Source organism: Sorangium sp. So ce394, assembly GCF_051474665.1.
GTDB lineage: Bacteria > Myxococcota_A > Polyangia > Polyangiales > Polyangiaceae > Sorangium > Sorangium cellulosum_D.
The window spans coordinates 5,360,368-5,378,602 of sequence record NZ_CP150339.1 but is presented as its reverse complement, the minus strand read 5'-3'; the positions used below and the strand labels follow the sequence as shown (position 1 = coordinate 5,378,602).

14 protein-coding genes are annotated in these 18,235 nt (G+C 72.6%); 8 read left to right on the top strand and 6 right to left on the bottom strand.

The genetic code is table 11. The annotated features are described in order from the left end of the window. The first annotated feature begins 13 nt into the window (after nt 1–13). The 3 genes from WMF33_RS19665 (at nt 14) to WMF33_RS19655 (ending at nt 5,483) form a co-directional block, all read left to right on the top strand. Nucleotides 14–1,531 (top strand): sensor histidine kinase, encoded by a 1,518-nt coding sequence (locus tag WMF33_RS19665; protein WP_437338575.1) that lies wholly within the window; start codon nt 14–16, stop codon nt 1,529–1,531. Then, nucleotides 1,528–2,901, top strand: coding sequence for a sigma-54-dependent transcriptional regulator (locus WMF33_RS19660; protein WP_437338574.1), 1,374 nt, complete (start codon nt 1,528–1,530; stop codon nt 2,899–2,901). Before WMF33_RS19665 ends, WMF33_RS19660 begins: the two co-directional genes overlap by 4 nt. Nucleotides 2,902–3,089: 188 nt before the next feature. Continuing rightward, the gene (locus WMF33_RS19655; protein ID WP_437338573.1) at nt 3,090–5,483 is read left to right on the top strand and encodes a HEAT repeat domain-containing protein; all 2,394 of its coding nucleotides are present in this window, start codon (nt 3,090–3,092) and stop codon (nt 5,481–5,483) included. 79 nt (nt 5,484–5,562) lie between these two features. Here WMF33_RS19655 and WMF33_RS19650 read toward each other — a convergent pair whose 3' ends face one another. Further along, the gene (locus WMF33_RS19650; RefSeq protein WP_437338572.1) at nt 5,563–6,984 is read right to left on the bottom strand and encodes an AAA family ATPase; all 1,422 of its coding nucleotides are present in this window, start codon (nt 6,982–6,984) and stop codon (nt 5,563–5,565) included. 663 nt (nt 6,985–7,647) lie between these two features. On the opposite strand from WMF33_RS19650, the gene WMF33_RS19645 reads away from it, so the two are divergent. The 3 genes from WMF33_RS19645 to WMF33_RS19635 all read left to right on the top strand — a co-directional run bounded on the left by WMF33_RS19645 (nt 7,648) and on the right by WMF33_RS19635 (nt 12,471). Continuing rightward, entirely contained in the window at nt 7,648–9,123 is a 1,476-nt protein-coding gene (locus tag WMF33_RS19645) for an ATP-binding protein (protein WP_437338571.1), read from the top strand. Between the two features lie 77 nt (nt 9,124–9,200). Continuing rightward, a complete protein-coding gene (locus tag WMF33_RS19640; RefSeq protein ID WP_437338570.1) occupies nt 9,201–11,180 on the top strand; it encodes a TrkH family potassium uptake protein in 1,980 nt (659 codons plus the stop codon). Between the two features lie 97 nt (nt 11,181–11,277). After that, a complete protein-coding gene (locus WMF33_RS19635; protein ID WP_437338569.1) occupies nt 11,278–12,471 on the top strand; it encodes a PAS domain-containing protein in 1,194 nt (397 codons plus the stop codon). 49 nt (nt 12,472–12,520) lie between these two features. Here the strand turns inward: WMF33_RS19635 and WMF33_RS19630 are convergent, their stop codons facing one another. Continuing rightward, the gene (locus WMF33_RS19630) at nt 12,521–12,802 is read right to left on the bottom strand and encodes a hypothetical protein (protein WP_437338568.1); all 282 of its coding nucleotides are present in this window, start codon (nt 12,800–12,802) and stop codon (nt 12,521–12,523) included. Nucleotides 12,803–13,012: 210 nt separating this feature from the next. Beyond that, nucleotides 13,013–13,294, bottom strand: a complete 282-nt coding sequence (locus tag WMF33_RS19625; RefSeq protein WP_437339496.1) for a DUF6968 family protein — start codon at nt 13,292–13,294, stop codon at nt 13,013–13,015. A 392-nt stretch (nt 13,295–13,686) separates the two neighbouring features. Between WMF33_RS19625 and WMF33_RS19620 the strand changes: the two genes are divergently transcribed. Further along, entirely contained in the window at nt 13,687–14,211 is a 525-nt protein-coding gene (locus WMF33_RS19620) for a GNAT family N-acetyltransferase (protein WP_437338567.1), read from the top strand. A 13-nt stretch (nt 14,212–14,224) separates the two neighbouring features. Here WMF33_RS19620 and WMF33_RS19615 read toward each other — a convergent pair whose 3' ends face one another. Then, nucleotides 14,225–15,508, bottom strand: a complete 1,284-nt coding sequence (locus tag WMF33_RS19615) for a hypothetical protein (protein ID WP_437338566.1) — start codon at nt 15,506–15,508, stop codon at nt 14,225–14,227. A 263-nt stretch (nt 15,509–15,771) separates the two neighbouring features. Continuing rightward, nucleotides 15,772–16,575 (bottom strand): helix-turn-helix domain-containing protein, encoded by an 804-nt coding sequence (locus WMF33_RS19610; protein WP_437338565.1) that lies wholly within the window; start codon nt 16,573–16,575, stop codon nt 15,772–15,774. 54 nt (nt 16,576–16,629) lie between these two features. Here WMF33_RS19610 and WMF33_RS19605 point away from each other — a divergent pair, with 54 nt between their 5' ends. Beyond that, complete coding sequence (locus tag WMF33_RS19605) at nt 16,630–17,253, top strand: class I SAM-dependent methyltransferase (RefSeq protein ID WP_437338564.1); 624 nt, start codon at nt 16,630–16,632, stop codon at nt 17,251–17,253. Here WMF33_RS19605 and WMF33_RS19600 read toward each other — a convergent pair. Continuing rightward, nucleotides 17,250–18,224, bottom strand: a complete 975-nt coding sequence (locus tag WMF33_RS19600) for an aldo/keto reductase family protein (RefSeq protein WP_437339495.1) — start codon at nt 18,222–18,224, stop codon at nt 17,250–17,252. The two genes, WMF33_RS19605 and WMF33_RS19600, sit on opposite strands and share 4 nt — an antisense overlap. Nucleotides 18,225–18,235: the final 11 nt, after the last annotated feature.

Genomic DNA, 18,235 nt, shown 5'->3' with positions numbered 1-18,235 from the left:
GACAATGGATCGCATGAACGCGCGAAGCCGAGAGGGGCGGACCACCATGGGGCTGACGCTCCAGCTGTGGCTCATGCTCCTCGTGCCGATCGTCCTGGCCGTCGCGCTCTACGGGGCGGTCATCCACACGACGCGGCACCAGTTCCTCCGCAGCCAGGCGGCCGCCGAGCTGCGCCACCACGCGAGCCTCGTCGAGGCGGCGATCGGCGGCGCCGTCGAGCGGGGCCAGGTCGAGCTGCTCAAGCACCGCATCGAGCGGCTCGCGCAGGCCGACCGCATCCTCGGGATCGCGGCGTTCGACGCGGCCGGGGGCCCGATCCTCGTGACCGATCCGATCGCCGGCGAGGCGGCGGAGCTCGCGGCGCTGGCGCGGAGGGCGCTCTCGACGGGCGCCGAGATCGAGGAGGAGCGCACGCTCGGCGGGGCGCCGGCGCTCGTGCGCACCGTCACGTTCTCGCAGCGCGGGCTGTCCGTGGTCGCCGTGGTCGTCCGGGAGCTGCGCTACCTGGACGCGTTCGCGCGCAGCTCGAACCGCGGGCTGGCGCTCGCCGGGGCCGCGCTCCTCGCGGCGACGGCGCTGATCGCCGCGTTCGCGAGCCGGGCGACGGTCGGGCGGCCGGCGGGCGCGATCGTGGCGGGCGTCGAGCGGGTGGCGCGCGGCGAGCTCGGGGTGACGGTGCCCGAGGGGGGCGCCGAGGAGCTCCGGCGGCTCGCGCGGGCGTTCAACGCGATGACCGCCTCGCTCGCCGAGGCGCGCGCCCACCTGGAGCAGGAGCAGGCCGCCCGGGCCGCCGTCGAGCGCAAGCTCCAGCAGGCGCACGCGCTGTCGGCCGTCGGGCAGGTGGTCGCCTCGATCGGCCACGAGATCGGCTCGCCCCTCAACGTCATCCTGGCGCGCGCGCGCCGCCTCGCCGACCAGCCCGGCTGGCCCGACGCCGCCCGCGGCGAGCTCGAGACGATCGCCACGCAGTCCGAGCGCATCTCCCGCGTGGTGGCGCGGCTGCTCTCCATCGCCCGCCCGCCGCGGACCCTCGGCCGCGGCAGCGACGTGGCCCAGGTCGCGCGCGAGGTGCTCGCGTTCCTCGGGCCGGAGTGTCGGCAGCGCGGGATCACGACGCGGATCGACCACGACGACGCGCCGCTCCACGTGGCGCTCGACGCGGATCACCTGTTCCAGGTGCTGTTCAACCTGTGCCTGAACGCGGCGCAGGCGCAGCCGAACGGCGGCGAGATCGCGGTGCGCCTCGCGCAGGCCGACGGCCGCAAGGCGTCGTTCGAGGTCGAGGATCGCGGCCCGGGCGTCCCGCCGGGCGTCGCCGCGCGCATCTTCGAGGCGTTCTTCACGTCGCGGGGCGACGGGGGCGGCACCGGGCTCGGCCTGGCGATCGTCGAGGGGATCGTGCGCGACGCGGGCGGCTCGGTCGAGCTCGTCCGCACCGGCCGCGGCGGCGCCTGCTTCCGCGTCACCCTGCCGCGCGGCGCCGCCGCGCCGCTCGCCGCGCGCGGCGTGGGCGTGGAGGCGCGCGCGTGAGCCCGCGCGCGCGGGTGCTCGTCGTCGACGACGAGCTCGAGATGGTGAAGCTCGTGGCCGACATCGCCCGCGACATGGGCCACGAGCCGACGACGCTGACCGCGCCGCTGCTCGCGCTGCCGCTCCTCGAGGAGCGGGAGTTCGACCTCGTCGTGACCGACGTGCGCATGCCCGAGATGGACGGGATCGAGCTCATCGAGCAGATCGCGCGCTTCGACCCGCGGGCGGCGATCATCGCCATGACGGCGTTCGGCTCGATCGACACCGCGGTCCGCGCCATGCGCGCCGGCGCGTTCGACTACCTGCCGAAGCCGTTCCAGCCGGCGGACATGGCGCTGCGGATGGAGCGGGCGCTCGGGCAGCGCGCGATGACGGTCGAGCTGACCGAGCTGCGCTCGGAGGTGGCGCACCGGTTCTCGATCGCCGGCATGATCGGCCGCAGCCGGGCGATCGAGGAGGTGATCGCGCTCGTGCGGCGCGTCGCGGACAACCCGGCGACGGTGCTCGTGAGCGGCCCGAGCGGGAGCGGCAAGGAGCTCGTGGCGCGCGCGCTCCACGGCGAGAGCCGGCGCCGCGGGCGGAAGTTCGTGGCGGTCAACTGCGCGGCGATCCCCGAGGCGCTCATCGAGGCGGAGCTGTTCGGGGTGCGCAAGGGCGCGTACACGGACGCGCGCAGCGATCGGCCCGGGATGTTCCAGGAGGCCGACGGCGGGACGCTCTTCCTCGACGAGGTGAGCGAGCTCGCGCTGCCGCTCCAGGCGAAGCTCCTGCGCGCGCTCCAGGAGCGGGAGGTCCGCCCGGTCGGCTCGGTGTCGTCGGAGCCGGTCGACGTGCGCGTCATCGCGGCGACGAACCGCGATCTGCGCGCGGCGGTCGCCGAGCGCGCCTTTCGCGAGGATCTCTTCTACCGGCTCGCGGTGATCGAGATCGCAATCCCGCCGCTCAAGCACCGGACGGACGACATCGTGCCGCTGGCCGAGCACTTCCTGGCGCGCGCGGCCGCGAACGCGGGCAAGCCGATCGCGGGGTTCTCGGGCGCGGCGCTGAAGCGCCTGCTCGCGTACGACTGGCCCGGCAACGTCCGCGAGCTGGAGAACGCGATCGAGCGGGCGGCGGCGCTCTGCGACGGCGGGCGGATCTCCCCGGACGACCTCCCGGAGGGCGTGCGCGCGCGGCGCGGCGCGCCGGATTTCCTGGAGGCCGCGGCGGATCGGCTGATGACGCTCGACGAGCTCCAGCGCGAGTACGCGCAGATCGTCCTCAGGCGCGCGGGCGGCAAGAAGCAGCGGGCGGCGGCGCTGCTCGGCGTCGACCGGCGGACGCTGCAGCGCTGGTTCGGCGGGGGGAGCGAGGGCGAGGAGGGGGCGTGAGGCGTGGTTTCACCCGCCAGGAGCCAGGCGGGCAGTGGTCGACCTTGCCCAGGGAGAGTCCACATGAAGGCGGGAAGATCGTTCATGTTTTCTTCCCGCCTTCATGTTCAAATTGACGACTACCCCATGCTGGCCCGTCGTGGGCCCTGTAACCTCCGGGCGAGGTCTCTGTACGTACGGGCCGAGAGATGCACGACGTCAAAGAGACCGAGGGAACAACCCATGAGTTCAAGCTGGTCAGCCTCCTCCACTGGCTCGACACGGTAAAAATCGAGAAATGGCTGGTCTCGCCGGGCGATGAGGTGGCCAAGGACCAGCCCCTCGTCGAGGTGGTGACGGACCTCATCGGCCTGGAGTTCGGCCCAACGCACATCGGCGCGACGCTCCCCGCGCCGCGGGCGGGGAAGATCCTCCTGACGCGCGGGCAGGAGGGTGAGACCGTCTCGCTCCCCTCCGTGCTGGTCGCCTACGCGGTCGATCGCGGCGAGCCCGCGGCCATCGACGACCGATCGACCGCCGACCCGATCGCCGCGATGGTGCGCAGCCTCGCCGAGCTCACCAGGAGGAGGGACGAGGCCGCCGTCGCGGAGCGCAAGAACGAGCACATCATCGCTGTCTGCCTGAGCGACTACGATCAGAAAAGGGACGAGCTGCTCCGTCGCTTCGGCAAAGCGGCGCTGGAGCCGCTCCTCAAGCTGCTCACCGAGGAGCCGCTCGGGCACGTCCGCTTCGAGGCGGCCACGCTGGTCCGGGAGCTGCGCAGCCACGCAGCGATCCCGGAGCTCGTGCGGGCGCTCGCGGACGCGCGCGACGACGTGCGCGCCACGGCCAGGGACACGCTCGGCGGCTTCGATCCGCGGCACGTGCGCGCGGCCCTGCTCCGGGCGCTGACGGACGGCAGCGCGGCGGTGCGGTGCGCCGCCGTCGCGGCGCTGGCGCGGCTGGGCGACGCGACGATCGTCCACGAGATCGAGCGCCGGCTCGACGACGAGGACGCGGCCGTGCGCCACGCCGCGGCCCTCGGGCTCGTCGAGTTTCACCCGGAGCGCGCGGGCGACGCGCTCTCGCGCCTGCAAAGCGACCCGGACGAGGCCCACCGGAGCGATGCGGTCGCGCTCGTCGCGAGGATCGCCGCCGGGCCGGACGCGCTCGAGCGCCTCGCGCCCTGGGCCGGCGACCCCTCGCCCGCGGTGCGCGGCCAGGTCTACGCCGCGCTGGCCGGCCACGTGCAAAGCACGCGAGGCGAGGCGCTGCTGAAGCCGCTCCTCCGCCACACGGACGCGGGCATCCGCATGGACGCCGCGACGACGCTCGCGTCGATCGGCAGCCCGCTGGCCGCGCGGACGCTGGTCGATCTGTCGCGAGATCCCTCGCCCGGCGTGCGCCGGCAGGCCCTGTCCGCGCTGTCCTGGCTGCTCCACCCGGTGCACGCGGCGCACCTCGCGAGCGCGTTGCGCGATCCCGACCCCGGCGTGCGCATCATCGCCGCCTCTGCGCTCGCCCGGTTGCGCGACCCGAAGGTCGCGGCGCACCTCGCGAGCGCCCTGCGCGACCCGGATTTCCGCGTGCGGGTCGCGGCCCTCGACGGGCTCGCGGATCTCATGCTCTACCGGCGCACGCCGCTCCTCCCGACGCTCGCCGCCGCGCTCGGCGACGAGATCTCGTGGGAGCAGCAGGGGCGCATGAGGCCCCTGCACTCGATGAGCTCTCATGTGCTCGACGCCATCGGCCGGGTGCTCGCCGCCGCCGCGGGAGACGGCGCCGCCGGGAGCACGTCGCCGAGGTCGGACGAGACCCGCGCCCTGCTGCGCGACGCCCTGATCCGCGCGCTCACGCAGACGCCCTCGGACCCCGTCGAGGCCGCCGCGGGGGTCGCCCGTCTGCTCGCCGATCCGGCGCTCGCCCCTGCGCTCGCCCTCGCGCTCTCGCGCAACGCGCCCTTCCCCGGGCGCAGCCAGCCTCTCTGCGCCGCGCTCGACGCCATCGGCGACGCCGCCGTCGCGCCGCTCGTCGACGCGCTCGCCGGCGCCGATCCGGAGGCGCGCCAGGCGGCCGCGGAGGCGCTGGAGCGGTACGCCGCCGTGGAGGCCGTGGACGCCCTGCTCGCCGCGCTCGGCGATCCCGCGCCCGCGGTCCGGGCGAGCGCGGCGGCCTCCCTCGCCGCGCACGGCGGCGGCAGGGCCGTCGAGCCGCTGACCCGCGCGCTGGGCGACCCGGAGTACGCCGTGTGCTGCAAGGCCGCGCTGGCGCTCGGGAAGCTCGGAGACGGCCGCGCCGCGCGGCCCCTCGTCGATCTCGTCGAGGGGCTCCTTCAGCGCCGCGTCGAGCGCCTGGAGGACCCGGAGTACAACAAGCTGATGAGCGGCGTCCGCGCGCTCGCGTACCTGCGCGATCCGAGCACGCTCGAGCTCATCGCGCGCTCTCTCAGCCACGCCGATTTCCGCGTCCGCCGTGACGGCGCCCGCTCGCTCGGGTACTTCGGCGGACCGGTCGCCCGGGAGCTGCTCCGGTTCGCGCTTCAGGACTGGTCGCCCGAGGTACGGCGCTTCGCGCGGGACGCGCTGGCGTCCATGGGCGCCTGACGAGACATCCACGCTTCGACGCGGAGGGAGACGAGACGCGGAGCGGAGCGCTCGTGCGCGCCGGCGGGCGCCGGGGTGGTCAGGAGGGGCGGTGGCCCTGAGCGCCGAGGAGGCTCCGGGTGAGCGGCCCCCCGTCGACGAGGAGCTCGTGCAGCGCCTCCTTGAGGTCCTCCTCGGCGACCGCGACGCCGCGCCCCGCGTCGGCCGCGAACAGCGCCGCCCGCCGCAGGAGCTCGCGGATGAACGCCGCGCTCACCCCCTCGGTCCGCGCGATGAGCGGCGCGAGGTCGTCGCCCCGGAGCGAGAGGCCGCGCCCGTAGAGCGCGAGCAGCCGCCGCCGGCAGTCGGCGTCCGGCAGCGGGACCTCCACGGCGAGATCGATCCGCCCCGGCCGCGCCGCCAGCGCCGGCTCCAGGGCCTGCGGGCGGTTGGTGGTCAGGAGGAAGATCACGTCGGTGTCCTCCGCGAGGCCGTCCATCTGGTTCAGGAGATCGAAGAGCAGCGGGGAGCGGCAGCTCGAGTCCGTGCTCTCGCGGTCCTGGGCGATGATATCGACGTCCTCGAGCACCACCAGCGACGGCTGGAGCGACCGCGCCATCGCGCAGGCCTCCTTGAGCAGCTTCACCCCGAGCCCGGTGAGGAGCAGGGTGGTGCGCTCCTGCATCTGGCTCGCCAGGTACATCGCGGTGAGGGTCTTGCCGGTGCCCGGGGGCCCGTAGAGGAGCAACCCGCGCTTCAGGTGTCGCCCCGAGGCGAGCAGGGACTCTCTGTGCCGGGAGAAGCCGATGGTCGACCGCTCGAGCCGCGCGAGCAGCGCCTCGGGCAGGATGAGCGATTCGCGCGCGATCCGCGGGAGGCTCTGGAGCTCGATCTTGGTCGCGGCCGGGAAGACGTCGGTGGCCTCGCTCAGGGTGACCACGCGGCTGCGGTAGACGTTGAGCCGGCGCATCAAGACGCGGAGCTCGGCGAGGAGGCGCTGGGCGCGCTCGTTGTCCCGCGCCATCACCTCGACGGTGAGCTGCTGGCGCCGGAACCCGGCGTCGTTCGGGCCGCGCACCAGCAGCGCGAAGTGCTCGTCCCCGTGGCCGAGGAGGTAGATGCCGCCGGCGACGCAGGCGATGACGCGCTCCTCGTCGAGTCGGACGTTGCGGTACTGCACGGGGCCCAGCGAGGGCGGCGCGCCGCCGACCCCGGGCATCGCCGGGGGCGGCGCGACGAGATCGGGGAGGCTCACCCCCCGGAACATGTCGCCGCCGGAGACGCCGAGCAGCTCGGAGGTGAACCCGCCGTCGCGGAGGTGGGTCTCGATGGCGAGCTGGAAGTTCGGGTGGTCCGAGGGCGGGAACTCCTCGGCGACGACGGGGAGGGCGCGGGGGTCGGCGCCGAAGTGCCCGCGGAGGCGGCCGAGGAAGAACGGCTCTTGCACGGCGTGGGCCGCCGCCATGGCGCCCATCAGATCCGTGAGAGAAGGGGTTTGGTTTTGGGGCTTGTCGTTGTCCATGATCTCGTCTCCGGCGTGGGGGGGGACGATATCACGCGACTCGGTGAGCTCGTTGGAGCTGTCGGTTTTGTCGGCGGAGCCGTGGATTGTACTTTGGACGTTATGATCGCCGCCGGTCGTTCGGAAAGTTTTCGGAAGATTGGAATCGCAATGGGATAATCCGGGAATCGCGCACGCGCACGAAGGACGAGCACGGAAGACGGAAGACGAGAGACGAGAGACGAGAGACGAGAGACGAGAGACGAGAGACGAGAGACGAGAGACGAGAGACGAGAGACAGATGGAGGCCGGCGTAGCGGACCGTGCCGCGGGGGGGCGAAATTCACGAGCCTTCAGGGGGAGAGCCGAGACTCCTGTGCGGCTCGGAAGGGATGATGAGACCCAGGACGGTTGATGGATATCAAGCCTCCACGGGGCGCAGGCGCCCTGCTCCGGGTCGACGGACCGTCCTTCGTTGCGTGGTCCGCCCCTCCGGAGAGGCGGACCTCCTGGACGAGGTCGAAGCAGGCCTCGTGTCCGGCGGCGATGCGCCGGCGCGACGCAGGAGGGGCGTGCGAGGCGCGCCACGATCCCGGGCGACCGAGCGCGCCGGTGCGAGCGGGCCCGGCCGCCGGAGGAGCGCGCCGGGTTTGCATCGGGCGCGAAACCGGATCAATCGGGGACATGGAAACAACTGCGACGCAGCGCCCGCAGGAGCTCCGCCAGCCGAGGCAGCTGAGCCTGAGCACGCTCCTCGCGGCCGCGACATGTCTCCTCACGGGCACGGCGATCGCCGTCGTCGCCGCGCTCGTGGTCGCCTCGACGACGATGCAACAGGCCACCCGGATCCTCGGCGACGCGAGCGAGAGCGTCCGCCTGGCGGACCGGCTGCAGGTCGACCTCTTCCTCGACGCGCACCAGCTCAGCCGCAGGGCCGGGTTGGGCAGCTTCGGGGCGATCGCCGACGACCATGCGTGGGAGCGCGAGCTGAGGGAGGGCCTCGCGGAGGCGCACCGCTACGTGAGCAGCCCGGAAGAGGGCAGCGTCCTCGAGGACGCGCAGCGGCGCGTCGACGCGTACCTCGCCCGGCGCCGCGCCGCCGACGACGTCAGCCTGCCCCCCTCGTCGGCCGCCCTGGCGCCCACCGTGGACGCGGTCGATTTCGACGATGCCTTCCGGGCCCTCGATCGCCTCGTCGAGATCAACATCGAGCAGGCCAGCGCGTCGAAGGCGCTCGTCGCGCGCCTCGGCCAGCGCGCGAGCTCCGCCGGCGTCGCGGCGGTCATCTTCTTCATGGCGGGCGCGTCCCTGGTCCTCCTCAGCGCGCGGCGGCTCGTCTACGGCCCCGTCGTCGCGATCCAGGAGGCCATCGGCCGCTACGGCGCCGGGGATCGCGCCGCGCGCGCGCCGCTCGTCGGGCCGCGCGAGCTCGGCGACATCGCGCGGGCCTTCAACAGCACGGCGGAGTCGCTCGAGCGGCAGCGACAGGCGCAGCTCGCGTTCCTCGGCGGCGTGGCGCACGATCTCAGGAACCCTCTCTCGGCGCTCCGGCTGTCCGTGAGCTTCCTCAACCTCGACGGCCCCCCGCCGGATCCTCGCGTCCAACGGACCATGGCGCTCGTCGGGCGGCAGGTCGATCGCCTCGAGCGCATGGTCGGGGATCTCGTCGACGCGTCGCAGATCGAGGCGTGCAAGCTCGACCTCAAGCTCGAGGAGCGCGACCTGCGCGAGCTCGCGCAGGAGGCGGTGGAGCTCTACCGCCCGGTCTCGCCGGAGCACCCGATCGAGCTCTCGCTCCCCGAGGCGCCGGTGCCCGTCCGCTGCGACGCGACCCGGATCGAGCAGGTGCTGAACAACCTCCTCTCGAACGCGCTCAAGTACTCTCCCGCCGGCGGCCAGGTCGACGTGACGGTCCGCGGCGGCGACGGCCGCGCCGAGATCGCCGTCCGCGATCGCGGGGTCGGGATCCATCCCACCGATCTGCCGCAGCTCTTCGAGCCGTTCCGGCGCCTCAAGGCGTCGGCGGGCGCGATCCCGGGGACGGGCCTCGGGCTCGCCGTGGCGAAGCGCATCGTCGAGGCGCACGGCGGCCGCGTCCTGGTCGAGAGCGAGCCCGGCGCCGGCTCGGTGTTCCGGGTCGAGCTGCCCCGCGCGTCCTGACGGAGCGCGCCGCCGCCGTGGAGGTCGCGTGGACCGCCCGGGACGGCGGCTTGACACCGCCGGTCGCGGCGGCGTGAATGCGGCGCGTGGATCCATCGCCGAGCCCGTCGTCGCGACCGAGCGCGCCGCGCACCGCGCCGTCCGGCGCCCCTGCCCCGCAGCGGCCGACGGTCGCCTCGATGCTCGCGCAGCCCGCGCCGGGGGTCGCCGCGACGGGCGCCGTCTCGATCGCGCCCCGGAAGCAGGCCGCGTGGATGCGGCCGACGCCCCTGCTGGTCGGCAGCGCCGCCCTGCTCGGGGTCGACCTCGCCCTCGCGATCACGCCGCGGGCGTCGGCCGCGCTGACCGTGGTGGAGACGCTGCTCGTGCCCGCGTGGGTCGCGGCCGTGGTCTCGCTGGAGCGCCTGCGCAAGGCGCTCGCCGGCGCCAGGGTCGAGGCCCGCAGGCCCCGGCTCGCCCTGTTCCTGCTCGCGTTCGTCCTGCTGCTCGCGTGCCTCGGCGAGAAGTGGCTCCTCGTGCTCGGGCAGCCGGCCGAGGTGCTCGGGCAGCCGGTCGAGGCGGTCGGGCAGCCGGCCGCGGCTCCGGGGCAGCGGGGCGTCGCGCTCTACCGCACGTACACGGTGCTCGCGTTCCTCGTGGCGCTCGGGGGCCTGCTGGGGCGCCGGCCGCTCGAGCGGCTCCTCGCCGCGGCCGCGGAGCACCCGGCCCGGCTCATGATGATGTCGTTCGCGGTCGCCACGCTGCTCGGCAGCTTCCTGCTCACCCTGCCGCAGTCGCTGCGGGACATCGCGCACGCCTCGTTCATCGACGGCCTGTTCATGTCCGCGAGCGCGGTGTGCGTCACCGGGCTCGCCGTGCACAACGTCGCCGCGACGTACACGCCGTTCGGCCAGGCGGTCCTGCTCCTCCTGGTCCAGGTCGGCGGGCTCGGGATCATGGTCCTGTCGACGTTCTTCGCCATCGTGGCCGGCAGGAGGCTCCGGCTCCGCGACGCGGCGGTGATGGCCGAGATGATCGACGCCGAGTCGTTCGCCCGGCTCCGCCGCAACGTCGCCGCGATCGTCCTGTTCACGCTCTTCATCGAAGCGGTGGGCGCGCTCGCGCTGCTGTTCAGCTTCCTGCCCCACCACCAGATCGCCTCCGGGCCGGTCCCCGGGGAGCCGCTCTCGGGCGCCGGCGATCACCTCTGGGCGGCCGTGTTCCATTCGGTCAGCGCGTTCTGCAACGCGGGCTTCTCGCTGTTCGGCGGGGGGCTGGTCCCGCTGGTCGGCTCGCCCGCGGTCTCCGCGGTGGTGGCGGCGCTGGTGATCCTGGGCAGCCTGGGTTTCCCGGTGCACGACGAGCTCCTGAGCCGGATCCGGCTGCGGCTCCGCGGCGAGCGGCCGCCGCGGCTGTCGTTGCACAGCCGGGTCGTGCTGCTCGCGACGGCGGCGCTGCTCGTGGCGGGGACCGCGGGTTACCTGCTGCTCGAGGCGCGCCGGTCGATGGCCGGCCTGTCGTGGCCCGTGAAGGTGATGGCGAGCTTCTTCCAGTCGGCGATGACGCGATCGGCCGGCCTGAACACGGTCGACTACAGCCTCATGGGCCCGGCGACCTGGATGCTCGCCTGCATCCTGATGTTCATCGGCGGCGGTCCGGGCTCGACCGCGGGCGGGGTCAAGCTCACGACGTTCGCCGCGCTGCTCGCGGCGCTGCGCGCCGAGCTGCGCGGCGAGGAGGCGCCGCGCCTGCTCGGGCGGACCCTGCCGGCGGCCACGGTGCGCCGGGCCCTGGGGGTCGCGTTCCTCAGCATGGTGCTCGTCGCGGGGCTCCTCCTGGTCCTGCTCGTCCTGGAGCCGCACAACCCGATGGGCCTCGCGCTGGAGGCGGTCAGCGCGTTCGCCACGGCCGGGCTGTCGGCGAACATCACGCCGTCGCTGAGCGCGCCGGGGAAGCTGGCCATCACGGTGGCGATGTTCATCGGGCGCATCGGGCCGCTGACCCTGGCGCTGGCGCTGGCGAACCAGGCGAGGGCGCGGAGCTACCGGCTGCCGGAGGAGCGCGTGGGGATCGGGTGAGCGGGCGCGGGGCGAGCGCGATCGGAGCTGGGCCCTTCCCTGATGCGCTCCGCTCACGGTAATTTTCTGTCTCCAGCCTCAAGGAGATGCGCGCCTGATGGAATCTGACTCGAACGCGTTGCTCGGGGAGTTCTTCGCCGGCTGTCCAGACCTGCTCTTCGTCGCGTCGGCCGAGGGGGCGCTGCTGCACGCGAGCGACGCGCTGCGGGAGCTGCTCGGCCCCGCGGCCTTGCAGGGCGCGACGCTCGCGGAGCTCGCTCACCCGGACGATCGCGCGGCGCTCGCGGAGGCGTGGTCGAGGCTGGTCGCTGCGGAGGGTCCCGTCACCTTCCGCGTTCGCCTGCGCGACGGCAGCGGGGCGCACCGGCCGCTCTCCTGCAACGCGAGGCGGTCGTCCGACCGCGGCGTCGTCTTCGGGACGCTCCGGGCCACGACCGAGGCGACGGAGGAGGAGCTCAAGGCGCTTCGCTCCAAGGCGCGCATGTTCGACGCCATCGTCGAGCACCTGGACGACACCGTGATCTGGGGGCTCGATCGCGACGCGGTGTGCTTCTACCACGAGGGGAAGGGGCTCGCGAACGCTGGGCTGAAGCCCGGGCATCTCGTCGGGGCGAACTGGTTCGAGATCTTCGACGATGAGGCGCGCAAGGCAGGCATCGACCTTCACGCGTGGTTCGACGGGACGACGCACCGCCATCGCGACGAGTTCTTCGGCATCTACTGGGACCTCTGGGCCATTCCGCTGCGCGACGATCGCGGTGAGCCCGGGGCGGGCGTGGTCTGCGTGTCCTTCGATATCACCGAGGCGAAGCGCGCCGAGAAGGAGCTGCGCACGCAGCTCCAGCAGATCGAGGCGCAACAGCGGGTCATCCGCGACCTCTCCACGCCGATCATCGAGGTCTGGGACGGCGTCCTCACGCTCCCGATGGTGGGGACGGTCGACAGCGTTCGCACCGCCGACGTCATGGACAGCCTGCTCTCGAAGATCGTCGAGAAGCAAGCGCGATACGCGATCCTCGATCTCACCGGCGTCGAGGTCGTCGACACCCGGGTCGCGAGCCACCTCATCGAGCTCGTCACCGCGATCCGGCTGCTCGGCGCCGAGGGCATCGTCGCCGGCATCAAGCCGAACGTCGCCCAGACGATGGTCGCGCTCGGGCTCGACATGTCGCAGCTCAACACGCAGCGCAACCTCCGCGCCGCGCTCAACCACGCGATCCGGTCCATGACCCGCGCCCAGGCGCCGTCCGCCGCCGCGAGCCCGGCGCCCGCCCAGAAACCGGCGCCCTGAGCCCGCGCGCACCGCCGGCTGCGCCGCCCCGTCCGCCTGCGGCGATGGGTCACCACTCCGGCGGATCGAGGGGCGGATCGAGCGTTCCTCCGCCCGCATGCTCGATCTTGTCTGCCACCATCCTGGCGATGAAGCTCGCGGCGTCTCGAATCGCGTGCACCCAATCCACCTGCTTCAAGCGCACGCTGTCATCGTATTTGAACCCGAGCACGTCGACGGCGACAGACCACGTGATCCCATCAGGATCGGGGCGCACGTCGCTGATCCGGAGGGTGATCGTTCGCGGCGAGCTTCCATCTGCTGGCGTAAACTTTGTAATGAGCTCAAGCACCGACGCCCCCAGCAGCCTCGATCACATCCTCTGCGATACAATCAACATCCATTGATGCACCTCATGCAACAGATTTAATTCTGTTCGTTTGGCACGACCTTCGTGTCATCGTTCTCGAGCCTTGCTTTTTTTGCGGCGTTCCCTAACGACCTAAACTCGTGCCTGTCGCAAATCACACGGCGGAAGCCGGCGCCGCGCAGCAAGTGGGCTTCACGGGGTCGCAGAAGGAGTCCCGAACCCGAGGTCGTCCTCCCCGAGCCACGTCAACCTGGCGCCAGGTGGGGCCAGAGTAGGCAGAATTTGCGGCACAAGCCAGCAACCCGCGAGGAATGCCTGGAGCTCGTCGACGCCATGGAAGTGACGCGAGTACGGTTCATCGAACCCCTCGATCTCAACCAGCACCCGGAAGTCTCCGCCTGAAACGGGATCGCGCTCTGGCAACCCGATACGAACGATGATGTCGCGAACGTCGCTCGATCCGGCCAGGGTCATTTGGAGCGTGCGCACCAGCGATCTGGGAGGTGTATGCGTGCTCAGGGGTTAGCCCTTGCACTTCTTGACGCATTCACCTCTCGTCCGTGCCCCATGCCTCCCCCCCGCCTCCGGATGGTTCTCCCACTCCGAAGGCGGCGTCAACGGCGATCCAGGTCGCAATTATGTCCTCAACATCCTCACGCCTGCAGCGCGAGGGCAGCGGAGCCCGTGACGAGGATTCCTACACCGCGCTCACGGGAATCGGCCCGGGCTCGTTCGGCTCCGTGGAACCCCCGCGCGCGACCTCAGGTGGAGCGGGCGCCGCTGATCGCAAGCGATGCCGGCCAGGCCGCGCCGATCGGGGTACCTCAGGCAGGCCGATCAGGCTACGGTTCTGCCACCGACGCCCCATGACATCAGCGTTCGTACGACCAGCCATCGAGTCCGATCTCCCTCGCCTCCCCGAGATCGAACGCTCGGCCAGCGAGGCGTTCCGGGGGACGGACCTCAACCTCGATGCCCTCGCGAGCGTGACGCCGGCGGACGGCTGGCGGGATGCGCTCCGGGCAGGGACGCTCTGGGTCGTCGACGACGGCGCCGGCGCGCCGATCGCGTTCCTGGGCGCCGAGGCGATCGGCGACGAGCTTCATATCCGCGAGTTCGACGTCGCGCTCGAACGCCAGGGCCAGGGGCTCGGTCGGCGCCTGCTCGGCCATGTCATCGCGTGGGCGCGGAGCGCGAAGCTCCAGGCGATCACCTTGACCACGTTCCGGACCGTCCCCTGGAATGGGCCGTTCTACGCTGCCATGGGCTTTCGCGAGCTGTCGCCGGCCAAGACGCCGCCGCGGCTCGCGGCGATCCTGAAGAACGAGGCGCGTCAAGGCCTCGACCCGGCGCGGCGCTGCGCCATGCGGCTCGACCTCGGCGCGACGTGACGGCGCGCGGAGATCACTCGTCCGACAGATACGCGACCATGAAGCACATCTCCTGATTCGTCCCTTCCCCCCAGGGCACGTCCTGCGGCGGGAGCTGGAACTGCCCCTCGCTCTCGGCCGTGTTGTCCCAGGTGCACTCGGCCACGAACCGATCTCCCGTCCCCCAGCGCAGCGGCTCGTCGAACATGTAGAGCGCCTGGTGGTGGAACTCGAACTCGCCGCGCGCCGCGCACTCCTCCTCGCCGCCGTCGCGCTCGACCCAGGCCCGGTACGAGCGGCCGAGCAGGTGCATGTGCGGCAACAGGCCGTAGACGAGCCGCGGCGGGCCCTCGTTCTGCGTGCTGCTCCGCTCGGTGTGCCCCTCGACGCCGGCGGGGATCGTGAAGGGCACCGGGCCGAAGACATCCATGTAGACCTCGGCGCGGGGCCGCTCGCGCGAGAGCTCCAATCGGTATCCCGATCGATCGCGGGCGCTCGTACCCCGGCGCCCGAAATAATGCATCTGCAGGACGAGCTGCTCGCCCGGCTCGACGCGGACCCCGGCGCCCTCCGGCAGCCGCGTCACCCCGACGCCGGGCGCCCAGCTGTGGAGGAGCTGCCAGTCGAGCTCGATGACCGGATCGCGGCACGGGAAAGCCCTTGTCCCCGGCGGAACGCCGTATCCGATACCGGCGTCGCCGGCGAGATCCCGATACACGGCCATGTGGTGCACCACCGCGGGATCGCCGACCATCGCCTCGAACGCCGTGATCCAGGCCGGCTCGGTGAAGGGGTTGTCGATGATCGCGCAGAAGTACTCGTTGCCGTCGTCGTCGAGCGTCACGTCGTGCGCCTCGGGCATCTCGAGCGTGGCGTCGGGCGCCTCGATGGTGTCCTTCGCGCGCTGCGGCGGGGGCGCGTCGGCCGGATCGCCGAGCGGCGCGCCGTCGCGCGCCCAGGCCTCGAAGCGAGAGCGCTCCTCGACGGTGAGGCTCATCCGCTCCGCGCCCTCGTAGCTGCGGCAGCTCGGGTCCAGCACCGGCGGCGGCATGTCCCCAGCGCTCACCCGGAGGGCCATGAGCTCGGCCAGCCGCTGCGCCGTCGCGGCGTCCGTCAGCGCCACCCGGCCGACGCCCGCGCCGTCGTGGCAGGAGGCGCACGAGCGCTCCACGAGCGGCTGGATGTCCCGATACCACGTCACCTTCGACCCCGACGGCGAAGGCGCCTGCTCGTCGCCCCCGCAGCCCGTCACCCCCATCACCCCGAGCACGAGCGCCGCCGCGCCCCGCGCCCTGCGCACGGTCTTGCACCACGTCATCGCACACCTCCGCTCTGCACGGCCGAACCAGGAGCCGCGGCCCTCAGGCCAGCTCCTCTCAATCGGTCGTTTCAAACAAACGTTTAAACTGCGCGCGATGACGTGTCAAGGACAGGGCCGACGACCGCGCGGAGCGCGCAGCTTTCCGACGGAGCGGAGGGGTGTAAGGGGGACGGACCAGCCGGCAGCCCGCCGGGGGCGGCGCGGCCTCAGCGCCGGCGGGCAGCCGAGAGAAAATCCCACTGAAATGAAAGAGAAAGAGGTTAGCCAGCGCTGTCGCCAGCAACGTGACCACCGTGAGCTGCCGTGGCGAAGTACGCGCCCGGCGCCACGCCGAGGAGGCGCCGGAACGACGCGATGAAGGCGCTCGCGCTGCGGTAGCCCACACGCTCGGCCACCACCGCCACCGGCACCCCCGCGGCCAAATGCGCGAGCGCGGCGCGCAGACGGAGATGGGTCCGCCACTGCCCGAACGTGGACCCGGTCTCGGCCAGGAAGAGCCGGGCGAGCGTGCGCGCGCAGGCGCCCGCGGTTCGAGCGAAGGCCGCGAGCGTCCGCGGATCCGCCGGGTCGGACAGCAAGACGTCGGCGACGCGGCGGGACCGCGGATCGCGCGGCAGGGTCAGCTCGATGGGGTTGGCCTCCAGGGGCCGCAGCAGGTCGAGCAGCAGGCGTTCGGCGTGGCCGCGCGACCGCGCGGCCGCGCTCGGGTCGGCGAGGAAGCCGATCAGCTCGCAGACGAGCGGCGACGCGGCGACCACCCTGGGGGCCGTCCAGCGGATCCGGCAGCCGCGGCGACGGATGTACACGCTTCGCATCGTCGCCGGCCGCGACGCCTCGACGGCGTGCACCACCCCTGCCGGGATCCACAGCGCGCGCGGCGGCGGCAGCACCCAAACCGCGGCGCCGACGCTGACCGCGAGCACGCCTCGGGCGCACCACACGAGCTGGTGCACGGGGTGCTCGTGCCAGTCGAAGCGCCGGCCGCTGGACATCTCGAAGCTGCCCACGACGATGGCGCCGGCGTCCGCGGGCAGGCCGAAGGACGGTTGTCTCTTTGTCGACATCGATTGGCAGAGTAGCGCATGGCGGACACCTATCGAGCCGACTACCGTCTGCGCATGTCGATGAACCGAATCCATCAATGGCTCTGCGCCTCGGAGCGCTGGGCCGACGCCGTCGAGCGCCAATTCCTCCCCTGGGCCCTGGCCGGGGTCGAGCTCGGGGGCGAGGTGCTCGAGATCGGGCCCGGCTACGGCGCGACGACCCGGGTGCTCCTGAAGCGGACGGCGGCGCTGACCGCCCTCGAGACCGACGCGGCGCTGGCCGACCGCCTGGCGCGGCAGCTCGATCGGCGAGCCCGCGTGGTCCACGGGGACGGCACCGCCATGCCGTTCGCCGACGGGAGCTTCACGGGCGTCAGCTGCTTCACGATGCTCCACCACGTGCCGTCGCCGGCGCTGCAGGATCGGCTGTTCGCCGAGGCGCTGCGGGTGCTCAAGCCGGGCGGGATCTTCGCCGGCGCCGACAGCATGCCGAGCCTCGGCTTCCGCCTCGTGCACGTGTTCGACACGATGGTGCTCGTCGACCCGGCCACGCTCCCCCAGCGCCTTTCGGCCGCGGGATTCGTCGACATCGCGGTCGAGGCGGCGCCGCGCCGCGCGTTCAAGTTCCGGGCGCGCAAGCCGACGCGCCCGGCCGCGGCAGCGCACGGCGACAACGTCGCTCGTGGCGAGGCCGGCTAAGCAGGCACGAGCGCGTGCAGCGACGACAGCACGTCTTCGACGGCGCGCACGAGCGACGGGTCGAGCGTCACGCCCGCGGCGCGCGCGTTCTCCTCGATCTGCTCGACCCGCGTCGCGCCGATGATCGCCGAGGCGACGCCCGGCTGGCGGAGGATCCACGCGATCGCGAGCTGCGCCAGCGTCAGGCCGGCCTCCGCGGCCAGCGGCCGGAGACGCTGCACGATCTCAAGGACCCGCGGCTCCAGGAATCGACGGTACAGGAACGAGCCCGCCGGAGACGTGCCGCCGACGCTCGTCGCACCCCGCGACTCGGGCGGCAGCGGCCTGCCCGGCAGGTACTTCCCCGTGAGCACGCCCTGCGAGAGCGGCGACCACACGATCTGCCCGATCCCGAGCTCCTCGCACAGCGGGATGACCTCGGCCTCCGGCGCGCGCCACAACATCGAGTACTGCGGCTGACTCGACACGAACCGCACGACGTTCGGGATCGCCGCCGCCGCGCGGATCTGCGCGGGCGTCCACTCGCTGAAGCCGATGTACCGGGCCTTGCCCTGCCTCACCACCTCGGTCAGCGCCGCCATCGTCTCCTCGAGCGGCGTGTCGGGGTCGAAGCGGTGACACTGATACAGATCCACGTAGTCCGTCCGGAGCCGCCGCAAGGACGCGTCGATCTGCTTGTGGATCTGCGCCGCAGACAGCCCACGATCCGTGTCGCTCATGGCGAAGAAGACCTTCGTCGCGATGACGTAGCTGTCGCGCGGGACCCCGCGGAGCGCCTCGCCCAGGAAGGCCTCGCACGCGCCGCGGCCGTACACGTTCGCCGTGTCGAGGAAGTTGATCCCGAGCTCGAACGCGCGGCGGATGCAGGGGACGGCGCGCTCCCTCTCGACGTGCCAGCCGTACGTGAGCCACGAGCCGAGCCCGATCTCGGAGACCCGAAGGCCGCTCCTCCCGAGCTGGCGATACCTCATCCCCGTGCCCG